Annotated in this window: 19 protein-coding genes; 9 read left to right on the top strand and 10 right to left on the bottom strand. The window is 60.4% G+C overall.

Annotated features, from left to right (window positions below; genetic code table 11):
* Positions 1–51 precede the first annotated feature (51 nt).
* On the top strand, positions 52–873 hold the full coding sequence (locus Q0936_RS17820) for a DUF533 domain-containing protein (RefSeq protein WP_299297708.1): 822 nt from the start codon (positions 52–54) through the stop codon (positions 871–873).
* A gap of 22 nt (positions 874–895) precedes the next feature.
* Here Q0936_RS17820 and Q0936_RS17815 read toward each other — a convergent pair whose 3' ends face one another.
* On the bottom strand, positions 896–2,164 hold the full coding sequence (locus Q0936_RS17815; protein ID WP_299145802.1) for a DEAD/DEAH box helicase: 1,269 nt from the start codon (positions 2,162–2,164) through the stop codon (positions 896–898).
* Positions 2,165–2,239: 75 nt separating this feature from the next.
* On the opposite strand from Q0936_RS17815, the gene Q0936_RS17810 reads away from it, so the two are divergent.
* The 7 genes from Q0936_RS17810 to Q0936_RS17780 all read left to right on the top strand — a co-directional run bounded on the left by Q0936_RS17810 (position 2,240) and on the right by Q0936_RS17780 (position 6,901).
* The gene (locus Q0936_RS17810) at positions 2,240–2,659 is read left to right on the top strand and encodes a Fur family transcriptional regulator (RefSeq protein ID WP_299145800.1); all 420 of its coding nucleotides are present in this window, start codon (positions 2,240–2,242) and stop codon (positions 2,657–2,659) included.
* Positions 2,660–2,703: 44 nt separating this feature from the next.
* Positions 2,704–3,396, top strand: a complete 693-nt coding sequence (locus tag Q0936_RS17805) for an NYN domain-containing protein (protein WP_299145798.1) — start codon at positions 2,704–2,706, stop codon at positions 3,394–3,396.
* 9 nt (positions 3,397–3,405) lie between these two features.
* Positions 3,406–4,281 carry a DMT family transporter gene (locus tag Q0936_RS17800; RefSeq protein WP_299297707.1) on the top strand — a complete coding sequence of 292 codons (876 nt, stop codon included), beginning with the start codon at positions 3,406–3,408 and terminating at the stop codon, positions 4,279–4,281.
* A gap of 68 nt (positions 4,282–4,349) precedes the next feature.
* A complete protein-coding gene (gene eno, locus Q0936_RS17795) occupies positions 4,350–5,624 on the top strand; it encodes a phosphopyruvate hydratase (protein ID WP_299297706.1) in 1,275 nt (424 codons plus the stop codon).
* An 86-nt stretch (positions 5,625–5,710) separates the two neighbouring features.
* Positions 5,711–5,932 (top strand): hypothetical protein, encoded by a 222-nt coding sequence (locus tag Q0936_RS17790; RefSeq protein WP_299297705.1) that lies wholly within the window; start codon positions 5,711–5,713, stop codon positions 5,930–5,932.
* Complete coding sequence (locus tag Q0936_RS17785) at positions 5,929–6,438, top strand: GNAT family N-acetyltransferase (RefSeq protein WP_299297704.1); 510 nt, start codon at positions 5,929–5,931, stop codon at positions 6,436–6,438. Before Q0936_RS17790 ends, Q0936_RS17785 begins: the two co-directional genes overlap by 4 nt.
* A gap of 46 nt (positions 6,439–6,484) precedes the next feature.
* The gene (locus Q0936_RS17780; RefSeq protein WP_299297703.1) at positions 6,485–6,901 is read left to right on the top strand and encodes a cupin domain-containing protein; all 417 of its coding nucleotides are present in this window, start codon (positions 6,485–6,487) and stop codon (positions 6,899–6,901) included.
* On the opposite strand, the gene Q0936_RS17775 is transcribed toward Q0936_RS17780, so the two are convergent.
* Positions 6,898–8,010: an anhydro-N-acetylmuramic acid kinase gene (locus tag Q0936_RS17775; RefSeq protein WP_299297702.1), complete on the bottom strand. Its 1,113-nt coding sequence runs from the start codon at positions 8,008–8,010 to the stop codon at positions 6,898–6,900. The genes Q0936_RS17780 and Q0936_RS17775 overlap by 4 nt on opposite strands.
* Before the next feature lie 64 nt (positions 8,011–8,074).
* Between Q0936_RS17775 and tyrS the strand changes: the two genes are divergently transcribed.
* On the top strand, positions 8,075–9,316 hold the full coding sequence (gene tyrS, locus Q0936_RS17770) for a tyrosine--tRNA ligase (RefSeq protein ID WP_299297701.1): 1,242 nt from the start codon (positions 8,075–8,077) through the stop codon (positions 9,314–9,316).
* Between the two features lie 6 nt (positions 9,317–9,322).
* Here the strand turns inward: tyrS and lpxB are convergent, their stop codons facing one another.
* The 8 genes from lpxB to rseP form a co-directional block, all read right to left on the bottom strand.
* Positions 9,323–10,486 (bottom strand): lipid-A-disaccharide synthase, encoded by a 1,164-nt coding sequence (gene lpxB / locus Q0936_RS17765; protein WP_299297700.1) that lies wholly within the window; start codon positions 10,484–10,486, stop codon positions 9,323–9,325.
* Complete coding sequence (gene lpxI / locus Q0936_RS17760) at positions 10,474–11,367, bottom strand: UDP-2,3-diacylglucosamine diphosphatase LpxI (RefSeq protein WP_299378315.1); 894 nt, start codon at positions 11,365–11,367, stop codon at positions 10,474–10,476. Before lpxI ends, lpxB begins: the two co-directional genes overlap by 13 nt.
* Complete coding sequence (gene lpxA, locus Q0936_RS17755) at positions 11,367–12,155, bottom strand: acyl-ACP--UDP-N-acetylglucosamine O-acyltransferase (RefSeq protein ID WP_299145777.1); 789 nt, start codon at positions 12,153–12,155, stop codon at positions 11,367–11,369. The genes lpxI and lpxA overlap by 1 nt, the downstream gene beginning before the upstream one ends.
* Positions 12,152–12,616: a 3-hydroxyacyl-ACP dehydratase FabZ gene (fabZ, locus tag Q0936_RS17750; RefSeq protein ID WP_299294709.1), complete on the bottom strand. Its 465-nt coding sequence runs from the start codon at positions 12,614–12,616 to the stop codon at positions 12,152–12,154. Before fabZ ends, lpxA begins: the two co-directional genes overlap by 4 nt.
* A gap of 75 nt (positions 12,617–12,691) precedes the next feature.
* Positions 12,692–13,177: an OmpH family outer membrane protein gene (locus Q0936_RS17745; protein ID WP_299145774.1), complete on the bottom strand. Its 486-nt coding sequence runs from the start codon at positions 13,175–13,177 to the stop codon at positions 12,692–12,694.
* A gap of 58 nt (positions 13,178–13,235) precedes the next feature.
* Positions 13,236–15,587, bottom strand: a complete 2,352-nt coding sequence (gene bamA / locus Q0936_RS17740; protein ID WP_299145772.1) for an outer membrane protein assembly factor BamA — start codon at positions 15,585–15,587, stop codon at positions 13,236–13,238.
* A gap of 127 nt (positions 15,588–15,714) precedes the next feature.
* Positions 15,715–15,840, bottom strand: a complete 126-nt coding sequence (locus Q0936_RS17735; protein WP_299145770.1) for a hypothetical protein — start codon at positions 15,838–15,840, stop codon at positions 15,715–15,717.
* Positions 15,841–15,933: 93 nt separating this feature from the next.
* Positions 15,934–17,283 carry an RIP metalloprotease RseP gene (gene rseP / locus Q0936_RS17730; protein ID WP_299294707.1) on the bottom strand — a complete coding sequence of 450 codons (1,350 nt, stop codon included), beginning with the start codon at positions 17,281–17,283 and terminating at the stop codon, positions 15,934–15,936.
* Between the last annotated feature and the right edge of the window lie 6 nt (positions 17,284–17,289).

Genomic DNA, 17,289 nt, shown 5'->3' with positions numbered 1-17,289 from the left:
AACTATGCCAAGCTGTCAGGAAATGATTCCCTGGGAGTGGAGGAAAACCCAATGAGCTTGATGAAAACGCTGGCAAAAGTGGCGATTGGTGTGGCTGTGGCCAAAGGCGCAAGTGCAATGATGAAAAATCGCGACGGTGCGCCGGGGCAAGCGTCCAGCGCGGGCGGTCTGGGTGGTCTCTTGGGCGGGCTGTCGGGCGGCGGGTCTGCAGCCGGTGGTGCCGGTGGATTGCAAGACATGCTGGGCGGTCTGATGGGCGGTGGTCAGGGTGCTGGTTCCGCTGGCGGCATGGGCGGTCTTGGCGGCCTTCTCGAAGGATTGGGTGGCGGCGGTCAGGGCGGTGGCCTGCAAGGTATGCTGGGTGGTTTGGCCGGCGGCGCGGGTGCCGGTGGGCTGCTGGGGGCATTGTCGGGCGGGCTGGCACAGCGACCGGCCTCAAACAACGCGACGTTTGGGCAGGTTCTGAATTCGAACTTTGATCAGACCCCCGAAGAGCCGATTGAACCTACCGCAGATCAGGAAGCCGCCGCCGCCCTCATGTTGCGGGCGATGATCCAAGCGGCCAAGTCCGACGGACAGTTGGACGACGCGGAACAAGAGAAGCTGATGGGGCAAATGGGTGGCGATATCGACGCCGAAGAGGCGGCATTTGTCCGTGCCGAGATGGCACGGGACGTTGACGTAAACGCGTTGGTCCGTGACGTGCCACAAGGGATGGGCCCGCAGGTCTATGCGATGTCCGTTCTGGCAATCGACCTCGATTCCCAGGCCGAAGCGCAATACCTGCACCAGCTGGCGCAAGGGTTTGGCATGGATGCCAGCGCGGTAAATGACATCCACGCCCAATTGGGCGTTGCATCCCTCTACACCTGAACGGCGCAGCAAGGGGCCGTGACTAGGTGCGCGGCCCTTTGGGTTTAGGTTTGCGACGACGGCGGTTGGACGGCTTGGCCGCACCCGGCGCACCGGGCCGTCCACCGGGTTTTGGCCCCGGACGGCCGCGCCCACGGGCGGGTTTCTTGGCTGTCGGATCAGCAATTGGCTCCCACGCGCGACCGGATGCAACCGGGATGGAAAGCTTCATCACCTTTTGGATATCTTTCAACTGGTCCATCTCGTCGGGGGCGCAAAACGCGATGGCCGCCCCATCCTTGCCCGCGCGCGCCGTCCGTCCGATCCGGTGCACATAGGCCTCAGGGACGTTGGGCAGGTCGAAATTGTACACGTGTTTCACATCCGGGATATCCAGGCCCCGCGCGGCCACATCCGTGGCAACCAGCACTTTGATCTCGCTGGCCTTGAAGGCGGCCAGTGCGCGATCCCGCTGACCTTGGCGTTTATCACCGTGAATCGCGGCCACGGCGTATCCCGCCTTGTCCAGATTGCGCGCAAGTCGGTCCGCGCCATGCTTCGTGCGCGTGAACACCAGTGCGCGTTCGTCGCGATGCGCATCCATCAACTCGATCAACAGCGACGTCTTTTCCGCTTTGGCGATGAAGTGCACGGCCTGTGTGACCTTGTCCGCCGCTTTGCCGGGCGGTGACACTTCGACCCGGATGGGGCTGCGCAGATAAGACCCCGCAATCTCTGACATCTGTTTGGGCATCGTGGCAGAGAACAGCATCGTCTGACGGTCTTCGCCCATCAGCGACGCGATCTTGCGCAGGTCATGGACAAAGCCGAGGTCCAACATCTGATCCGCCTCGTCCAGCACCAGAAACCCGGTCTGGTCCAAACGCACGGCGCGACGGTCCACCAGATCAAGCAAACGGCCCGGTGTCGCGACGAGGATATCCACACCCTTGGACAAACGCTGGATCTGCGGATTGATCGACACCCCGCCCACGACGATCTGGACTTTCATATCTGTCAGCCCGCGCAGCACTTGCGCAATCTGCCCGGCCAGCTCGCGCGTCGGCGCCAAAACAAGGCCGCGCGCAGTCTTGGGCGCCGCGCGCCCACCCTCTTCGATCAGGCGTGAAATAAGGGGAATGCCAAAGGCCGCCGTCTTTCCGGTGCCGGTTTGCGCCAGTCCCATCACGTCGCGCCCGTTCAGCGCGTGGGGAATCGCCTGCGCCTGAATTGGGGTCGGTTGGGTCAGGCCCATCTCCGCGACGCGTTTGGAAACAACGTCGGGAAGGTTCATCATGTCAAAATCGCTCATGGCTCCCAGTGAACCCATGCGGTGCCAGCGTCAACCGCAATTGCCCAGGTGGCAAAGCTTCGCTAAAGGGGGCGCATGACCGCCAAACGCCCCACCATCATCGACCGCAGCGAGGCCAAGGGCCTGCGCATGACCCAGCCACGCCGGATCATCGCCAAAGTGCTGCAAGACAGCGCGGACCACCCCGACGTCGAAGAATTGTACAACCGGGCAAGCGCCGTCGACAGTGGCATCTCGATTGCGACTGTGTACCGCACGGTCAAACTGTTCGAAGAAGCGGGAATCCTCGACAAGCTGGAGTTCGGCGACGGGCGCGCACGATACGAAGACGCCGAACGCGAACACCACGACCACCTCATCGACATGAACTCCGGCGAAGTGATCGAGTTTGTGGATGACGAGATCGAGGCGCTGCAGGAAAAGATCGCGGAAAAGCTGGGCTATGAACTGCGCGGCCACCGGCTCGAACTTTATGGTGTACCGCGCAAGCGGTGATACCCAACGGCCGGACCCCGGCCCCATGACAAGGATACGTGCCATTGGCCGACCGCGACCGTCCCCTGCTTGCCGTTTTGATCGACGCCGACAACGTACCAGCCAAATTCGCTGACGCCATCCTGCGCGAGGTGACATCCATTGGTGAACCGGCGTTGCGCCGGGTTTATGGCGACTGGTCCTCTGCACGGCTCAAGGCCTGGGCCGACCGCATTCTCCAATTGGGCATGGTGGCGCATCAGGACAGCTCGAACACCACAGGCAAGAACGCCAGTGACATCGGGCTGGTGATCGATGCGATGGACATCCTTCATGGCGGGCGCTTTGACGGGTTCGTCATCGTCTCATCCGACAGCGATTTTACCGCCCTTGCCAATCGCCTGCGCGAGGACGGGCTGACCGTCATTGGTATCGGGGAATCCAAGGCCCCGGAGTCGCTGCGAAACGTCTGCAACCGCTTTATTCTGATCGAGAACCTTGTCAGCGACGCGGAAACGACAAAAGAGCGCGCAGCGATCAAATCCGCCCTACCCCTCATCAAAGGCGCGATGGACAAGATCGAACAGGACGACGACTGGTACGCATTAGGTCAGATCGGGCAAGCCATCCAGAACGCGCATCCGGACTTTGACACGCGCACCTACGGGCATCGCAAGCTGTCAGAGCTGGTCCAGGCCCTCAAAGGCGTCGAGACCAAGAAACAGGGCAATCAGCTGATGATGCGTCTGACACAGTAAGGGCAAACAATGGACAACCTGCGCGGGGCAACCATCATGGCGCTTGCCATGCTTGGATTTGCCGTCGAAGACGCGGTGATCAAACTGCTGGCCGGGGCGCTGCCACTGGGTCAGATTATCGGGCTGCTGGGCGTGGGCGGCATGTTGGTTTTTGCCGCACTTTGCCGCCGACAAGGACAACCGCTTTGGGATCCGGGCTTTGTCGCACCGCCGATCCTGTTGCGCAATTTCGCAGAGCTCATTGGCACGCTTGGCTTTGTCACGGCCATTGCCCTCATCCCCCTCTCGACCGCATCCGCCATTTTGCAAGCCGCACCGCTTTTGGTCACGCTGGGTGCGGCGCTCTTTCTCAACGAGGCCGTGGGCTGGCGGCGCTGGGCCGCCATCCTGATTGGCTTTGCTGGCGTGGTTTTGATCATCCGCCCCGGCACTGACGGGTTTGACTGGCTATCGCTCTTTGCGGTGCAGGGTGTCATCGGCCTTGCTGTGCGCGATCTCGCAACGCGGCGGGTCAAGCCCACGGTCAGCTCGCTGCAACTGTCCTTCATGGCCTTTGCGATGCTGATCCCGGCGTCGGCCATCCTGCTCTTTTTCGGCGGCATCATGCCGGTTGCGCCAACCGTCGGCCAATCCATGCTGCTGATGGCCGCCGTGTTCATCGGCGCCCTCAGCTACTATGGCATCACCTATGCCATGCGGATCGGTGAGATCGGCTTTGTCACACCCTTCCGCTACTCACGCATGATCTTTGCCCTGATCATCGGCGTTCTCTTCTTTGGTGAATCGCCCGATATGCTCACGCTGATCGGTGCAGCCATCATCATTCTGTCCGGTCTGTACACTCTCTGGCGCGAACAGCTGGCAAAAAGGCAGACTGCGGCATGAAGCCTCTTGTTGTTAGCGCCACCATAAAGTTAAACGCTGCGTAACTTAAGGTCAAAGGAGCCTCTCCCATGAGCACCATCATCGACATCCACGCCCGTGAAATCCTCGACAGCCGGGGCAACCCCACAGTTGAGGTCGACGTGACACTCGAAGACGGCACCATGGGCCGCGCTGCTGTACCATCCGGTGCGTCCACCGGCGCATACGAGGCCGTGGAAAAGCGCGACGGCGACAAGGCCCGCTACAAGGGCAAAGGCGTTCTGGACGCGGTCGCCGCCGTGAACGGTGAGATCGCAGAGGCTCTGGTCGGTATCGACGCGACTGAACAGGTCGAACTGGACGCCGCGATGATCGAACTGGACGGAACCGACAACAAGGGCCGTCTGGGCGCAAATGCGATCCTTGGTGTGTCCTTGGCCGCCGCCAAGGCGGCTGCTGATTGGACGCAGCAACCGCTTTACCGCTACGTCGGTGGCACATCTGCGCGCATGTTGCCCGTGCCGATGATGAACATCATCAATGGTGGTGAGCACGCGGACAACCCGATCGACATCCAGGAATTCATGATTATGCCAGTCGCGGCCGACAACATCCGCGAAGCTGTGCGCATGGGCTCTGAAGTGTTCCACACCCTCAAGAAAGAGCTGTCGGATGCAGGGCTTTCCACCGGGATTGGTGACGAAGGCGGCTTTGCCCCCAACATCAGCTCCACGCGCGATGCGCTTGATTTCATTCTGAAATCCATTGAAAAGACAGGCTATACACCGGGCGACGACATTCACCTCGCTTTGGACTGCGCCGCAACCGAGTATTTCAAAGATGGGAAATACGTGTTCGCAGGCGAGGGCAAAACACTCTCGTCCGACGAGAATGCCGCATATCTCGAAGCACTGGTGAAAGACTACCCGATCATCTCCATCGAAGACGGAATGGGCGAAGACGACTGGGATGGTTGGAAGGCGCTGACTGACGCAATCGGCGACAAGGTGCAATTGGTCGGCGACGATCTGTTTGTAACCAATCCCGCGCGTCTGGCCGAAGGTATCGAACGCGGCTGCGCCAACTCGATGCTGGTAAAAGTCAACCAAATCGGCAGCTTGACGGAAACACTTCAAGCGGTCGAGATGGCGCATCGCGCGCGCTATACCAATGTGATGAGCCACCGTTCCGGCGAAACCGAAGATGCGACCATCGCCGACTTGGCCGTGGCGACGAATTGCGGACAGATCAAAACCGGGTCGCTGGCGCGGTCCGACCGGTTGGCGAAATACAACCAGCTGATCCGCATCGAAGAGATGCTTGGCGCAACCGCTGAATATGCTGGCGCGTCCATCCTGAAATGATGGTGCGCGTTGCAGCCGTTTGTTTTGGTCTGGCCTTCACGGCCGGACCAATACACGCGCAATCGGCGGCACAGACCTGCGCCAAGATGCAAACTGAGGACCGCCTTGGCCCGATCAACGTCGCGCAATGTCGGTGCAACTATTCTGTGGCTGAACAGGTGCTGGACCCGGACATTCGCGCCTTGCTGTTCGACGCCTGGCACAACGGCAACAACAACGTCGCCAAGATGGAACAGTTGCGCCCCAAACCACGGGTGAGGCGCCAATTGCGCACGATGGCCGAAGCTGTTCAAAAGCACTGCTCATGACGCTAACCGTTCGCAGCGCAACCCCATCCGACCTGACCGAATTGGCGCGCCTGTGTTGGGCGTATCGGGACATTCTGGTCGCGCGTTCCACGGCCTTCCCCACAATTGTGGAAACCTACTATGCCAAAGAGACCTATGCCGCGCTGATCGCTGATCTGCCCCGTATCCATGCCCGCCCCGCCGGTGACATCCTGTTGGCAGAGTTGGACGGCCACGTTGTCGGCTGCGCCATGTATTACCCGTTGGACATGCCCGGCGTGACAGAGATCAAGCGCATCTATGTCAACGAAGCAGCCCGCGGAACAGGTGCCGGGCGCGCATTGATCGAAACCGCAATGAAGCGCGCGCGCAACGATGGGTATACGCGGATGGTCTTGGATACGATTGCCCCTCTGACCGAGGCGATTGCGCTCTATGAGCGCGTGGGGTTTTCGGCCTGCGCCCCCTTCTATGAACCAGACCCGCAATTTGCCGCGTATCTCCGGTTCTTCGACCATCCACTTTAGTGATGCACCACTTGTACCCTTTGCGCACTGGCCATAGCCTGCGCGCATGACCGCTCAGGATATCATCAACAGGCTGAACCTGGCGCCGCATCCCGAGGGTGGCCACTATCGCCAGACGTGGGTTGCGCAGAACGATGGGCATCCAACCGGTACGTGCATCTACTTCCTGTTGGCCGAAGGGGAGCAAAGCCATTGGCACAAGGTCGACGCCACCGAGATATGGCTGTTTCACGCCGGCGCGCCGCTGATCCTGTCGATGAGTGAGACTGACAACGGCCCGGCGCGGGAACATGTCCTATCGCCCGACCTGACGCAGGGCGAGCCGCAGTTGATTGTCCCCGAAGGTCACTGGCAGGCCGCAAGAACCACGGGCGCATGGACGTTGGTGAGTTGTACTGTCTCGCCCGGCTTCACGTTCGACGGGTTTACGCTGGCCGAACCGGGCTTTGACATTCCCGGCTAAGCGTTGCGCGGTATGCTGACGGTCCCACCCCCAACGGCCGCACGCACGCCGGTGGTGCCCGGGCATGAGGTTGGCAATCCTCGGGCAACGCGCACGGCGAGGTAGGCAAAGGCCTGCGCCTCAAGCATATCGCCGTCTAGGCCCACATCCTCGACCGGTGCCACGGGACAGTCCAGTGAGACCGCCAACATCTGCATCAGCACCGGATTGCGCCGCCCTCCTCCGGTCACGAGAACACGAGATGGCGGCGCAGGGCAGTGTTGCATCGCCTCGGCAACACCAGCGGCGCACATGGCCGTCAGGGTCGCCGCAGCATCCGCATCGCTCAACTCGCTCACCAGTGCAATCATTTCCGAAAAATCGTTCCGGTCCAAAGACTTCGGCGGAATACGGGCAAAGTAGGGCTCGGCAAGGAACAACTCCAGCGCACCCGCTTCTACGGTCCCTTTGGCGGCAAGGGCGCCATCCTTGTCAAATGGCAGGCCCAGCCGATCCGACACGAGGTCATTGACAGGCGCGTTTGCTGGGCCAGTGTCAAAGGCCAGCAGTGCCCCCTCATCCTCAGGCTTTGCAGCGGACGGGTTCACCCATGTTAGATTCCCAACGCCGCCCAGGTTGAGAAAGGCAACCGGTTCTTGTGCGCCGATCCAGCGCGCGCATGCGAAATGAAAGAACGGTGCCAGGGGTGCACCTTCGCCGCCCAATTCCACATCTGCCGAGCGGAAATCCCACACGACTGGGGTTTGCAACCTGTCGGCCAGTGCTGCGCCATCACCGATCTGGAGCGTGCCTTGCATGCGGGGGGCATGCGCCACCGTCTGTCCATGAAAGCCAATCAGGTCGACCGCACTGTGAGGGGCCAGCACATCAACATGCGCGTCCATCACGACTTCAGACGCTTGCGGCAATTCAGGGCCCGTCCACTTGCCCAACGCTGCCCGCAAAACGTCCCGTTCGGTGTCTGTGTAAGGCCGGTACTGCGCCGGGCCAAACGCATGAATGCTCACACCGTCCGTGTCCAATACCGCCGCATCCACCCCATCAAGGGACGTCCCCGACATCGCGCCAAGTGCGCGGACCACACGCCCTTTTTCCCGGACCTTATCCATGGTCTTTTCCTTTGCCCCAACCCGCCGTATAGACTGCGCGAGGCCCGCCCCAAGGACAAGCCAAATGACGTATACCCCCCGATCCGATTTCCTGCACGTGATGCAGTCCCGTGGGTTTCTTGCCGACTGCACCGACATGCAGGCGCTGGACGACACATTGCTGAAACCGGGGCAATCGGCCTATATCGGTTTCGACGCGACGGCCAAGTCGCTGCACGTCGGCTCGCTCATCCAGATCATGATGCTGCGCTGGTTCCAACAGACCGGGCATAACCCGATCACGCTTATGGGTGGTGGCACCACCAAGGTGGGCGATCCGTCGTTTCGAGCAGATGAGCGCCCGCTGCTGGATGCCGCCGCCATTGACGACAACATCGCAGGTATCAAACGGGTTTTCTCCTCCTATATCGACTATGACAACGGCGCGCAGATGCTGAACAACGCCGAGTGGCTTGATGGTCTCAACTACCTCGATTTTCTGCGCGACATCGGGCGGCATTTCTCGATCAACCGCATGCTCAGCTTTGAGTCCGTCAAATCGCGGCTGGACCGGGAACAGTCTCTGTCCTTCCTCGAATTTAACTACATGATCCTGCAGGCCTATGACTTCATGGAACTGCACCGCCGCTACGGCTGTATCCTGCAGATGGGCGGATCGGATCAATGGGGCAACATCGTCAACGGCATCGATCTGACGCGCCGTGTGATCGACGGCGAAGTCTACGGCCTGACGTCCCCCTTGCTGACCACGTCCGATGGCAAAAAGATGGGCAAATCCCAGTCCGGTGCTGTCTGGCTGAACCCCGATATGCTCAGCCCCTATGAGTTCTGGCAGTTCTGGCGCAATACGACCGACGCCGATGTTGGACGGTTCCTCAAGCTCTACACCGAGCTGCCTCTGGACGAGTGTGACAGGTTGGGCGCACTGGAAGGGTCGGAGATCAACGAGGCCAAGGCACGTCTGGCCTCTGAGGTTACCACCCTGCTGCACGGCGCAGAGGCTGCCGCAGCCGCCGCCCAAACTGCGCGTGACGTGTTTGAGAAAGGGGGCGTGGGGGATGACCTGCCGACCTTGACGCTCAGTGCTGATGACGTCGCGGATGGCGTTTCCATTGTTCAGCTCATCGTGAAATCCGGCCTCGCCGGCTCCGGCAAGGAAGCCAAACGCCTGATCGCCGAAGGCGGGGCCAAGATGAACGATGAACAGGTGACCAACGCGGGCACCATGATCAGCGCCGACGCTTTTTCCCAGCCGATCAAGCTGTCGGCGGGCAAAAAACGGCATGCCCTCGTGCAGGTCGGCTAGCCAGCGTTACAGCCGGTCCAGCACCGCACGCGCGGCGCGCAAACCGGGGTCTTCGCCGCCTCGGCCCAGGCGGTCCATGGTCAGTTCCATCGCTGCCGCCTGCCCGCTTGGATCATCCAGCAACGTGTTCATGGCGGCCACTATATTAGGTACGGTAAATTTCTCTGCAATCACTTCGGGAACGACACGCGTTTCGGTCACATGATTGATCAAGCTGCCGGTATCCGTCACGGCCATGCGTTTGAGGATAAAGAGGGTCAGCCAGTGGAAACTGTAGGCACTGACCATCGGGGTGCCTGCCGCTGCCAGTTCCAATGCAACCGTGCCGGACGTCGCCAATGCCGCATCCGCTGCGGCAAAGGCAGTACGCTTGCGGGTAGCTGCGGCCTCTGGTGACATGCCAGATGGATCCAACACAATGGGCGCGACGGGCCAGTCTGACACCTCTGCCTTGACCAATTCCGCGACCGCCGGTGCCACGGGCAGGATCATACGCATTGCCGGACGGGTGGCGCTGATCTGACCAAGCGCCTGACCGAACACCGGGGCCATACGGCTGACTTCACCGCGGCGCGATCCGGGCAAAACCAACACCAAAGGGTCGGCCGCTGCGACCCCATGCTCTGCACGAAACCCGGCAATCTCTGCCGGGGTCGCGCGCGGCACGGTCGCCGCCGGATGACCAACAAAGTCACAAGCGATCCCTTCGGCCTCCATATACGGCGGCTCAAAGGGAAAAAGTGCCAGAACATGGTCGATCATCTGCGCCATCTTGGCTGCACGTTTGGGACGCCACGCCCAAACGGTTGGTGCCACGTAGTGCACTGTTCGGATATCCGACTGTGCTTTGACCTGTTTGGCCACGCGCAGACTGAAATCAGGGCTGTCGATGGTGATCAGCACGTCGGGTTTGGTGGCCACGACCGCGTCCGCTGTTTCCTTGATGCGTCGTTTGAGGTGGCGGTACTTGGGCAGTACCTCTGCGATGCCCATCACCGACAGCTCGTTCATGTCGAACTGGCTGGTCAGGCCTTGCGCCTGCATCAAAGGGCCGCCAATGCCAGCATACGCGACACCGGGTGCTAGCGTGTTCAGCCCCCCCATCAACGCACCTCCCAGTGCGTCCCCCGATGGCTCTCCCGCAACGATAAAGACCTTTAGCGCACCCACAGGAACATGCCCATCGCATCCAGGATCCGCACGACCTGGGGCCTGTCCAAGACAATCACCCCGCCCGCCTGGATCACGATGCCGTCCAGCCCGGCCTCGGCTGCGCGCATCGCAGTTGTGGGGCCGATCGTTGGCAAGTCAACGCGGCGATCCTGACCGGGTTTCGGCGCTTTGAACAAAATGCCACCTTCGGCCTGCGCACGCGCCTCCGCCACGGGGCCAGACAACCAGTCAGCGGCAAGATCAAGCGCCTCACCCACCTTTTCGACCGCAAACTGGAACGGGTCCAAAGGGATGTCCGGCCCAGAATAGGGCTCAGCCAACTCCGCCAGCATTGCATCCGTGCCGCGTGTATCTTCGCGTGCGATCACATCGCTGCCACGGATGACACAGGCCTGCCCAAGGTCTTGCTCTGATTGCTCGGCCAGGACCCGGCCCGCCAACTCTATCTGCGTCTCAATACCGGCTGTGGCCCGAGCCACCGTCGCGACACCTGTGCGCGGCAACAAGTCCGGCGCAAGATCGTGCGCCCCGCGTACGCGCAGCCCTGCCTCTTCGAAAATGTCGATGATGACGCGCAGCGCACTGTCTTCTCCGCCTGCCAGAACCGCCGCAAGACGCGGCACCAAGGGCGCGGTGCGGGCGTCGATCAGCGACGGATCAACGGTGGGCCGGGACACACCGCCGCAAAAACACACGTCCGTCACGCCACGGTCGATAAGGTCATGCAGAAAGGACCCCAGCGTCTCAATCCGGAACACAACGTCCACCGATAGTGTATCTGGTGTGTTGCCCTGCAACGAACAGACCAGAGGCGCGGCGTCCAGACTTTGAACAACAGCGGCAGGCAACCCTCCGCGACCTGCGACCAGTGCCAACATCAACGCGGGGTCAAAAACGACCGGTCGCTGTCGCCCAGAACAAATGCCACGATTTCGCGGACGTAGGCGCTGTCGCTTTCTTTGCCCAGCCGTTCGGCCCGGTCATGGAACGTGCCGTCACCTTGCGCCAACATCTGAAAGGCCGCGCGCAATGCTGTGATGTCAGAACGGGCAACGCCGCGCCGCTTGAGACCCACAAGGTTCAGACCATCCAACTCACCGCGCGGTGCCTGAACCAGCCCGTAAGGGATCACGTCATTGGTCACCATGGTGACCGCACCGATGATGGCACCACGGCCAATACGAACAAACTGGTGAATGCCAGACAGCCCGCCCACGATCACGTCGTCTTCCAATACGCAGTGGCCCGCCACCGCCGCCGAATTGACCACGATCACGCGGTCACCGACATGGGCGTCGTGCGCAATGTGACATCCAGCCATAAACAGTCCGTCATCGCCAATCTGCGTGACACCGCCACCACCCTCGGTGCCACCATTCATCGTGACATGTTCTCGGATGCGATTGCGTTTGCCGATGACCAACCTGCTGGCTTCGCCTTTGAACTTCAGGTCCTGCGGCACCTCGCCGATCACTGCAAAAGGAAAAACAACGGTTCCCTCACCAATCAGCGTCTGTCCCGTGACAACAACATGGCTCTTGAGCTCAACGTCCGGCCCAAGGGTCACATCGGCACCCACCACGCAAAACGGGCCGACGCGCGCCGATTTGTCGATCTGCGCGCCCGCCTCGATCACTGCGGAGGGATGGATCAGGTCATCACTCATGTCGCGGGCAAATCCATCATGGCGGTGAATTCGACTTCACAGGCCATCTCGCCTTCCACCTCTGCAACGCCGCTGAATTTCCAGACCTTTGCGCCCGGCTTGCCGCGTGTGGTTATCAGTTTCAGCATCAGCACATCACCCGGCGTGACCATCCGGCGGAATTTACATTTTTCGATGGCCATGAAGTAGACCAGCATTTCCTTGTCGGCCATGTCCAACGCGGTCCCGACCATCACAGCCGCTGTCTGCGCCATGGCCTCGACAATCGTCACACCCGGCATGATCGGTTTGCCCGGAAAATGGCCTTGGAAATGCGGCTCGTTCATCGTGACGTTCTTGATCCCCGTCGCCGAGGCATAACCGTCAATGTCCACCACACGGTCCACAAGCAAGAAAGGATACCGGTGCGGCAGGATACGTTGGATCAGCCCGATATCGGCGGTCATAAGGTCAGTGGACATGAGAAATGCGGGCCTTTGGTTCGTTCTATGTTGATGATGTGCCTACCAAGACGGGATGCGCCCCGCAAGCAAACCCTAGTCGCCCGCTGGCCGTCCATCGCCCAGAACGGCATCAATGCGCGCAATGGCGGCTTCTGTGATGTCGATGGCGTTTGCACTGACAAAGACACTGCGGCGTTCAAGGATGACGGCAGCGCCCGCCTCACGCATGATCGCTTCGAGGACGGGTGCGGCGGCATTGAGAAACCGATCACGGTTTTCTTCCAACTGCGCGGCAATTGCGCGGCTTTTGGCTTCCCGGTCACGGCGAATAGATTGCACACGGGCGTCAAACGCATCAGCCAGATTGCGAAAATCCTCTGGTGTCATCTCCGGTCGCTGGTCGGTCAATTCCTGTTCTTCGGTTTCAAGCTGCTCTTCCAGCACGCGGTTCTCTTCGGACAGAGCCGAGGTTTGCGCCTCAATGTCCTGCACCACGCGCTGACCAAAGGCACTGCCGCGGTACAGGCGTTCACTGTCGATGGTCAGAATGGGGCTGCGCACATCCTGTGCTGTCGCCATGGCAGCGATACACACCGCCAAGGCAACACATGCTGCGCGCACCCAGCCCATCATGGCGTCAAAACGTGGTCGAGATGGTCAGATCGAACTGTTGCTCGCGGTCAAATTCTTCTTTGCTGAGCGCATTGCTAAAGTTCAGACGCAGCGGCCCCACGATCGTGTCCCAGAAGATCGAGAACCCGATGACATGGCGGAATGAACCACCCTCGCCCACGACATCGCCCCCGGTCAGGTTCACATCGTCCAGATCCCACAGGTTGCCGACGTCGTAGAATACGCCACCCCGGATACCCAGTTCTTCGGGCAGACCCAGAGGGAATTCCGCTTCGAAGCGTGCGGCAAGATACAGGTTGCCACCCAACGGGTCAGTTTCGCCGCTCGCCAACCGGTCCCGAGGACCGATACCGCCGGGTTCAAAGCCGCGCAGAATACGCGGCCCGACGGTGAAACGGTCCACCGACCGGCTTGTCCCGCCAGAGAACGCAAGCAGACCACCTTCAAGCGAAGCCCGCAGTGTCACCTCTTCGTTAAAGGCCAAACGCTGGGCCACAACCTTACCGGTGGTACGGATGAATTCCTGGTCCCCACCGATCCCACCGAAATCCTGACCAAACTCGAACAGGAAGCCCGCAGTCGGGTTCAAACCCGAGGTGCGCGAGTCGTAGCTGTATGTGTAGCCGATGGACGACGACACGAGCGATCCGGCGTTGATCTCGTTCTGTACCACATTGCCGTGCACAACCGGGTCGCGCGCCAACATTTCATTGTCCAGATAGGTATAGCGCAGGCTCAGGCGGCCATTCTCACTGATCGGGAATGTGATGCTGGGCTGGAACCGCAACGACTCGCTGTCGTAGTTAGTAAAGCTCGAGTCACTCTCCGAGTAGAGAATGTTCAACCCAAAGGCCACGTCGCGACCCAGGAAAGACGGCTCAAGGAAATTGATGCCATATTGCTCGGCCTCTTCCGCAGAAGAAAAGCTGAACCCCAGCGTCTGCCCCCGCCCAAGGAAGTTACGCTCGGTGAAGCTGAGCGCCAGACCAAACCCATCCTCGGCAGAGAATGAACCACCGAAGTTCAAAGAGCCGGTTGGCTTTTCCTCGACATCCACGTCGATCACCACCTGATCCGGGCGCGAGCCTTCGCGGGCATTCACTTCGGACGTTTCAAAGAAGTCCAAGGCGCGAATACGCTCGGCAGAGTTACGGATTTCACGCGGATTGAACGGGTCACCTTCGGCAATCTTGAATTGACGGCGGATCACGCGGTCCAGTGTTGTTGTGTTGCCCTCGATGTCGATGCGCTCAACAAAGACGCGCGGTCCACGGCTGAGTACAAGTTCGACATCCAGCGTCAGATCACGGTCATTGCGCACCACACGAGGTTCCACCCGCAGGAAATCGACGCCATCGCGCACACCCTGCGCTTCCATCCGGGCAATCTCGGCTTCGACCAGCGACGGCGAATAGACCACACCGGGGCGCGCCTTGATAAGACGTTGATAGTCGTCGGCATCAATGGAAGGCAGGTCACTGACAACTGTGATGTCGCCAAACTTGAACTGCTGCCCTTCCTGAATGTTGAAAACCAGGAAGAAACCATCGCGCTCTTCGGTCAGTTCCGCATTGCTCGACAGAGTGCGGAAGTCGATGTAGCCGCGCGAGCTGTAGAAGTCGGCCAAGACCTGCCGGTCAAACGCAATCCGGTCCTCGACCAGCGTGTCTGTTTTGATCAGTGCGCGGAACAGGCCCGCTTGCTTGGTCTCGAGAACGCGGCGCAGGCGGCGGTCCGAATAGACACGATTACCGACAAAACTGATGCGCTCGATTTCAACAACGTCACCTTCGAAAATCTCAAACACGAGGTCGACGCGGTTGTCTGTGCGGCGGATGATGCGCGGGCTGACCCGTGCCGCGATCCGGCCTGCTGTCGTGTATGCCTCGGCAATGTTGCTGGCATCACGCTCGGCCGTTGCGGGGTTAAACACCCGGCGTTCCTGGCTTTGGATGATGGCCGACAGCGCTTCGTCATCAATCCTGCGGTTGCCCTCGAAAGACACCCGGTTGATCGTCGGAAACTCGACAACAGTGATGCGCAGCGTGCTTCCCTGCGGTTCGATCGACACGTTTTCAAAAAGGCCGCTCGTTTGCAGGTTTTGCAACGCGTCATTCACTTGGCCCGCCGTAACGGTCTGGCCCGGTGCGATTCCCGCACGGGTCAGGATCGCCGCGTCACCAATCCGCGTATTTCCATCCACGACGATGCGTGAGAATTGGAAATTCTGCGCCCAGGACGGTGCCGTTTGGCCCACCCATATCACTGAAATCAGTGCTAAAAATACAAATGCTCGATAGACGCGCCGTTGACCTGCAAGTGCCAACGCCCGCGCGCCCGATTTCCCCAGTCCCATGGTTTTGCCCCACGTGTTCAGACATCCAGTGACAAAGTGAGTAACGGGATTGGGAGGGGTTGTCAAAAGCAAGAAAGGCCCGCGTCAGACGCGAGCCAATCTGTCAGTCTGTGGATAACCCGTGCAGTCAGAGACTGCCGATCCAGGCCCCTGCTGCCAGCGCAGCCACGATCATACCTGCGTGCAGAACCCGGTCCCAGTTCAGCATCATCAAAAGGCTCAGGCCTTGGTATCCGCTTTGTATCGTTTGCATTGTCTCACCCTTTGCGTTGCGCGACAGCTACCGGGGAAATGCGGCACCATATTGAGCCAATTGTGGCAAGAAATGGGCAATCGCCCCTCAGACTCAGGGGCAGAACAAATCATTGCCCAGTGCAAAGACCATCAACGACAGCACCAACGCCAGACCAACAGCCATCAGGATGCGCAATGCACCATCACTCGGCGGTTTACCGGCCACGGCTTCGTAGGCGTAGAACACCAGGTGACCGCCATCCAGAGCCGGGATTGGAAACAGGTTCAACAGACCCACGGCCGTCGACAAAACAGCGATGAACCAGACAAAGCTTTGCACGCCCTGGCTGGCCATCGTGCCGGACACCTGTGCGATTCCAATGGGACCAGACAGGTTACAGGTGCTGATGGCACCCGTGATCATATGCCCGAGGCCAGAGATAGAGCCTGTGATGATCCGCCATGTCTGTTCGACACCACCCGTTACCGCTGCACCGAGGCCGGGTGCCTCTGTTGCAGGTTCAAACGCGTTGCCACTGGCAATCCCGATCCGCCAATGGGTCGCGAACCCACCATCGGCCTGCGGCTCGTCGACCCGTTTCGGTGTCAGCACCTTTTCGCTAAGTGCCCCGTCGCGCCAAACGGTCAGGTTGAGGCTGCGACCCTCCGACCCTTCGACGGCCTCCTTGATCTGGCCAAAGGCAAAGATCGGCTTGCCATCGACCGCAGTGATCACATCGCCCATTTCCAGCTCTGCCGCGACCGCCGCACTTTGGGGGCTGACACCGCTCACCAGCGGTGGGCGCAGATAAGGGCCCTGCACCACCGTGCGCTCCCCGCCTCGGTCAACCGTGTAGTCCAACACAGGCACTTGCGGCAGGTCGTTCATAAACGTCCCATATGCGGCATCGTTGATGCTCGGCACAGGCGCGCCATTGATCTCTAGGACAACATCGCCGTTCTGCAATTCCTGTACCGGTCCCGGCAAGGGGCGCAAATCACCCACGGTCAGAGGGTCGCGAATGATACCGTTGGAATACCCAACAATAGCAAAGACGATGATCGACAGGGCAAAGTTGAACACCGGACCCGCCAGTACCGTGGCCGCACGCGCCCAAAGCGGCGCGCCGTGCATCGTGGCACGCAAGGCAACCGGGTCTGACGCCGCGTCGGCCATGGCGTCGTCATCCTTGCCGGACGCCGCGTTGGCGTCGCCCGCAAACTTCACGTAGCCACCAAACGGCAGCGCCGCGATTTGCCACCGCGTGCCGCGCCGATCCATCCGGCTCCACAGCACCGGGCCAAAGCCGATGGAAAACACGTCTGCCTGAATGCCTGACCAACGGCCCACGATGTAGTGGCCGTATTCGTGGATCGCGACGATCACGCTGAGCGCAACAACGAAAAAGAAAATGGTCCAGGCAAACCCGCCAAACGCGGGGATCAGGGCAGAAATATCCAAGGGTGT

It is taken from the genome of uncultured Tateyamaria sp., assembly GCF_947488715.1.
GTDB lineage: Bacteria > Pseudomonadota > Alphaproteobacteria > Rhodobacterales > Rhodobacteraceae > Tateyamaria.
This window is presented reverse-complemented; position numbering and strand designations above follow the sequence as displayed.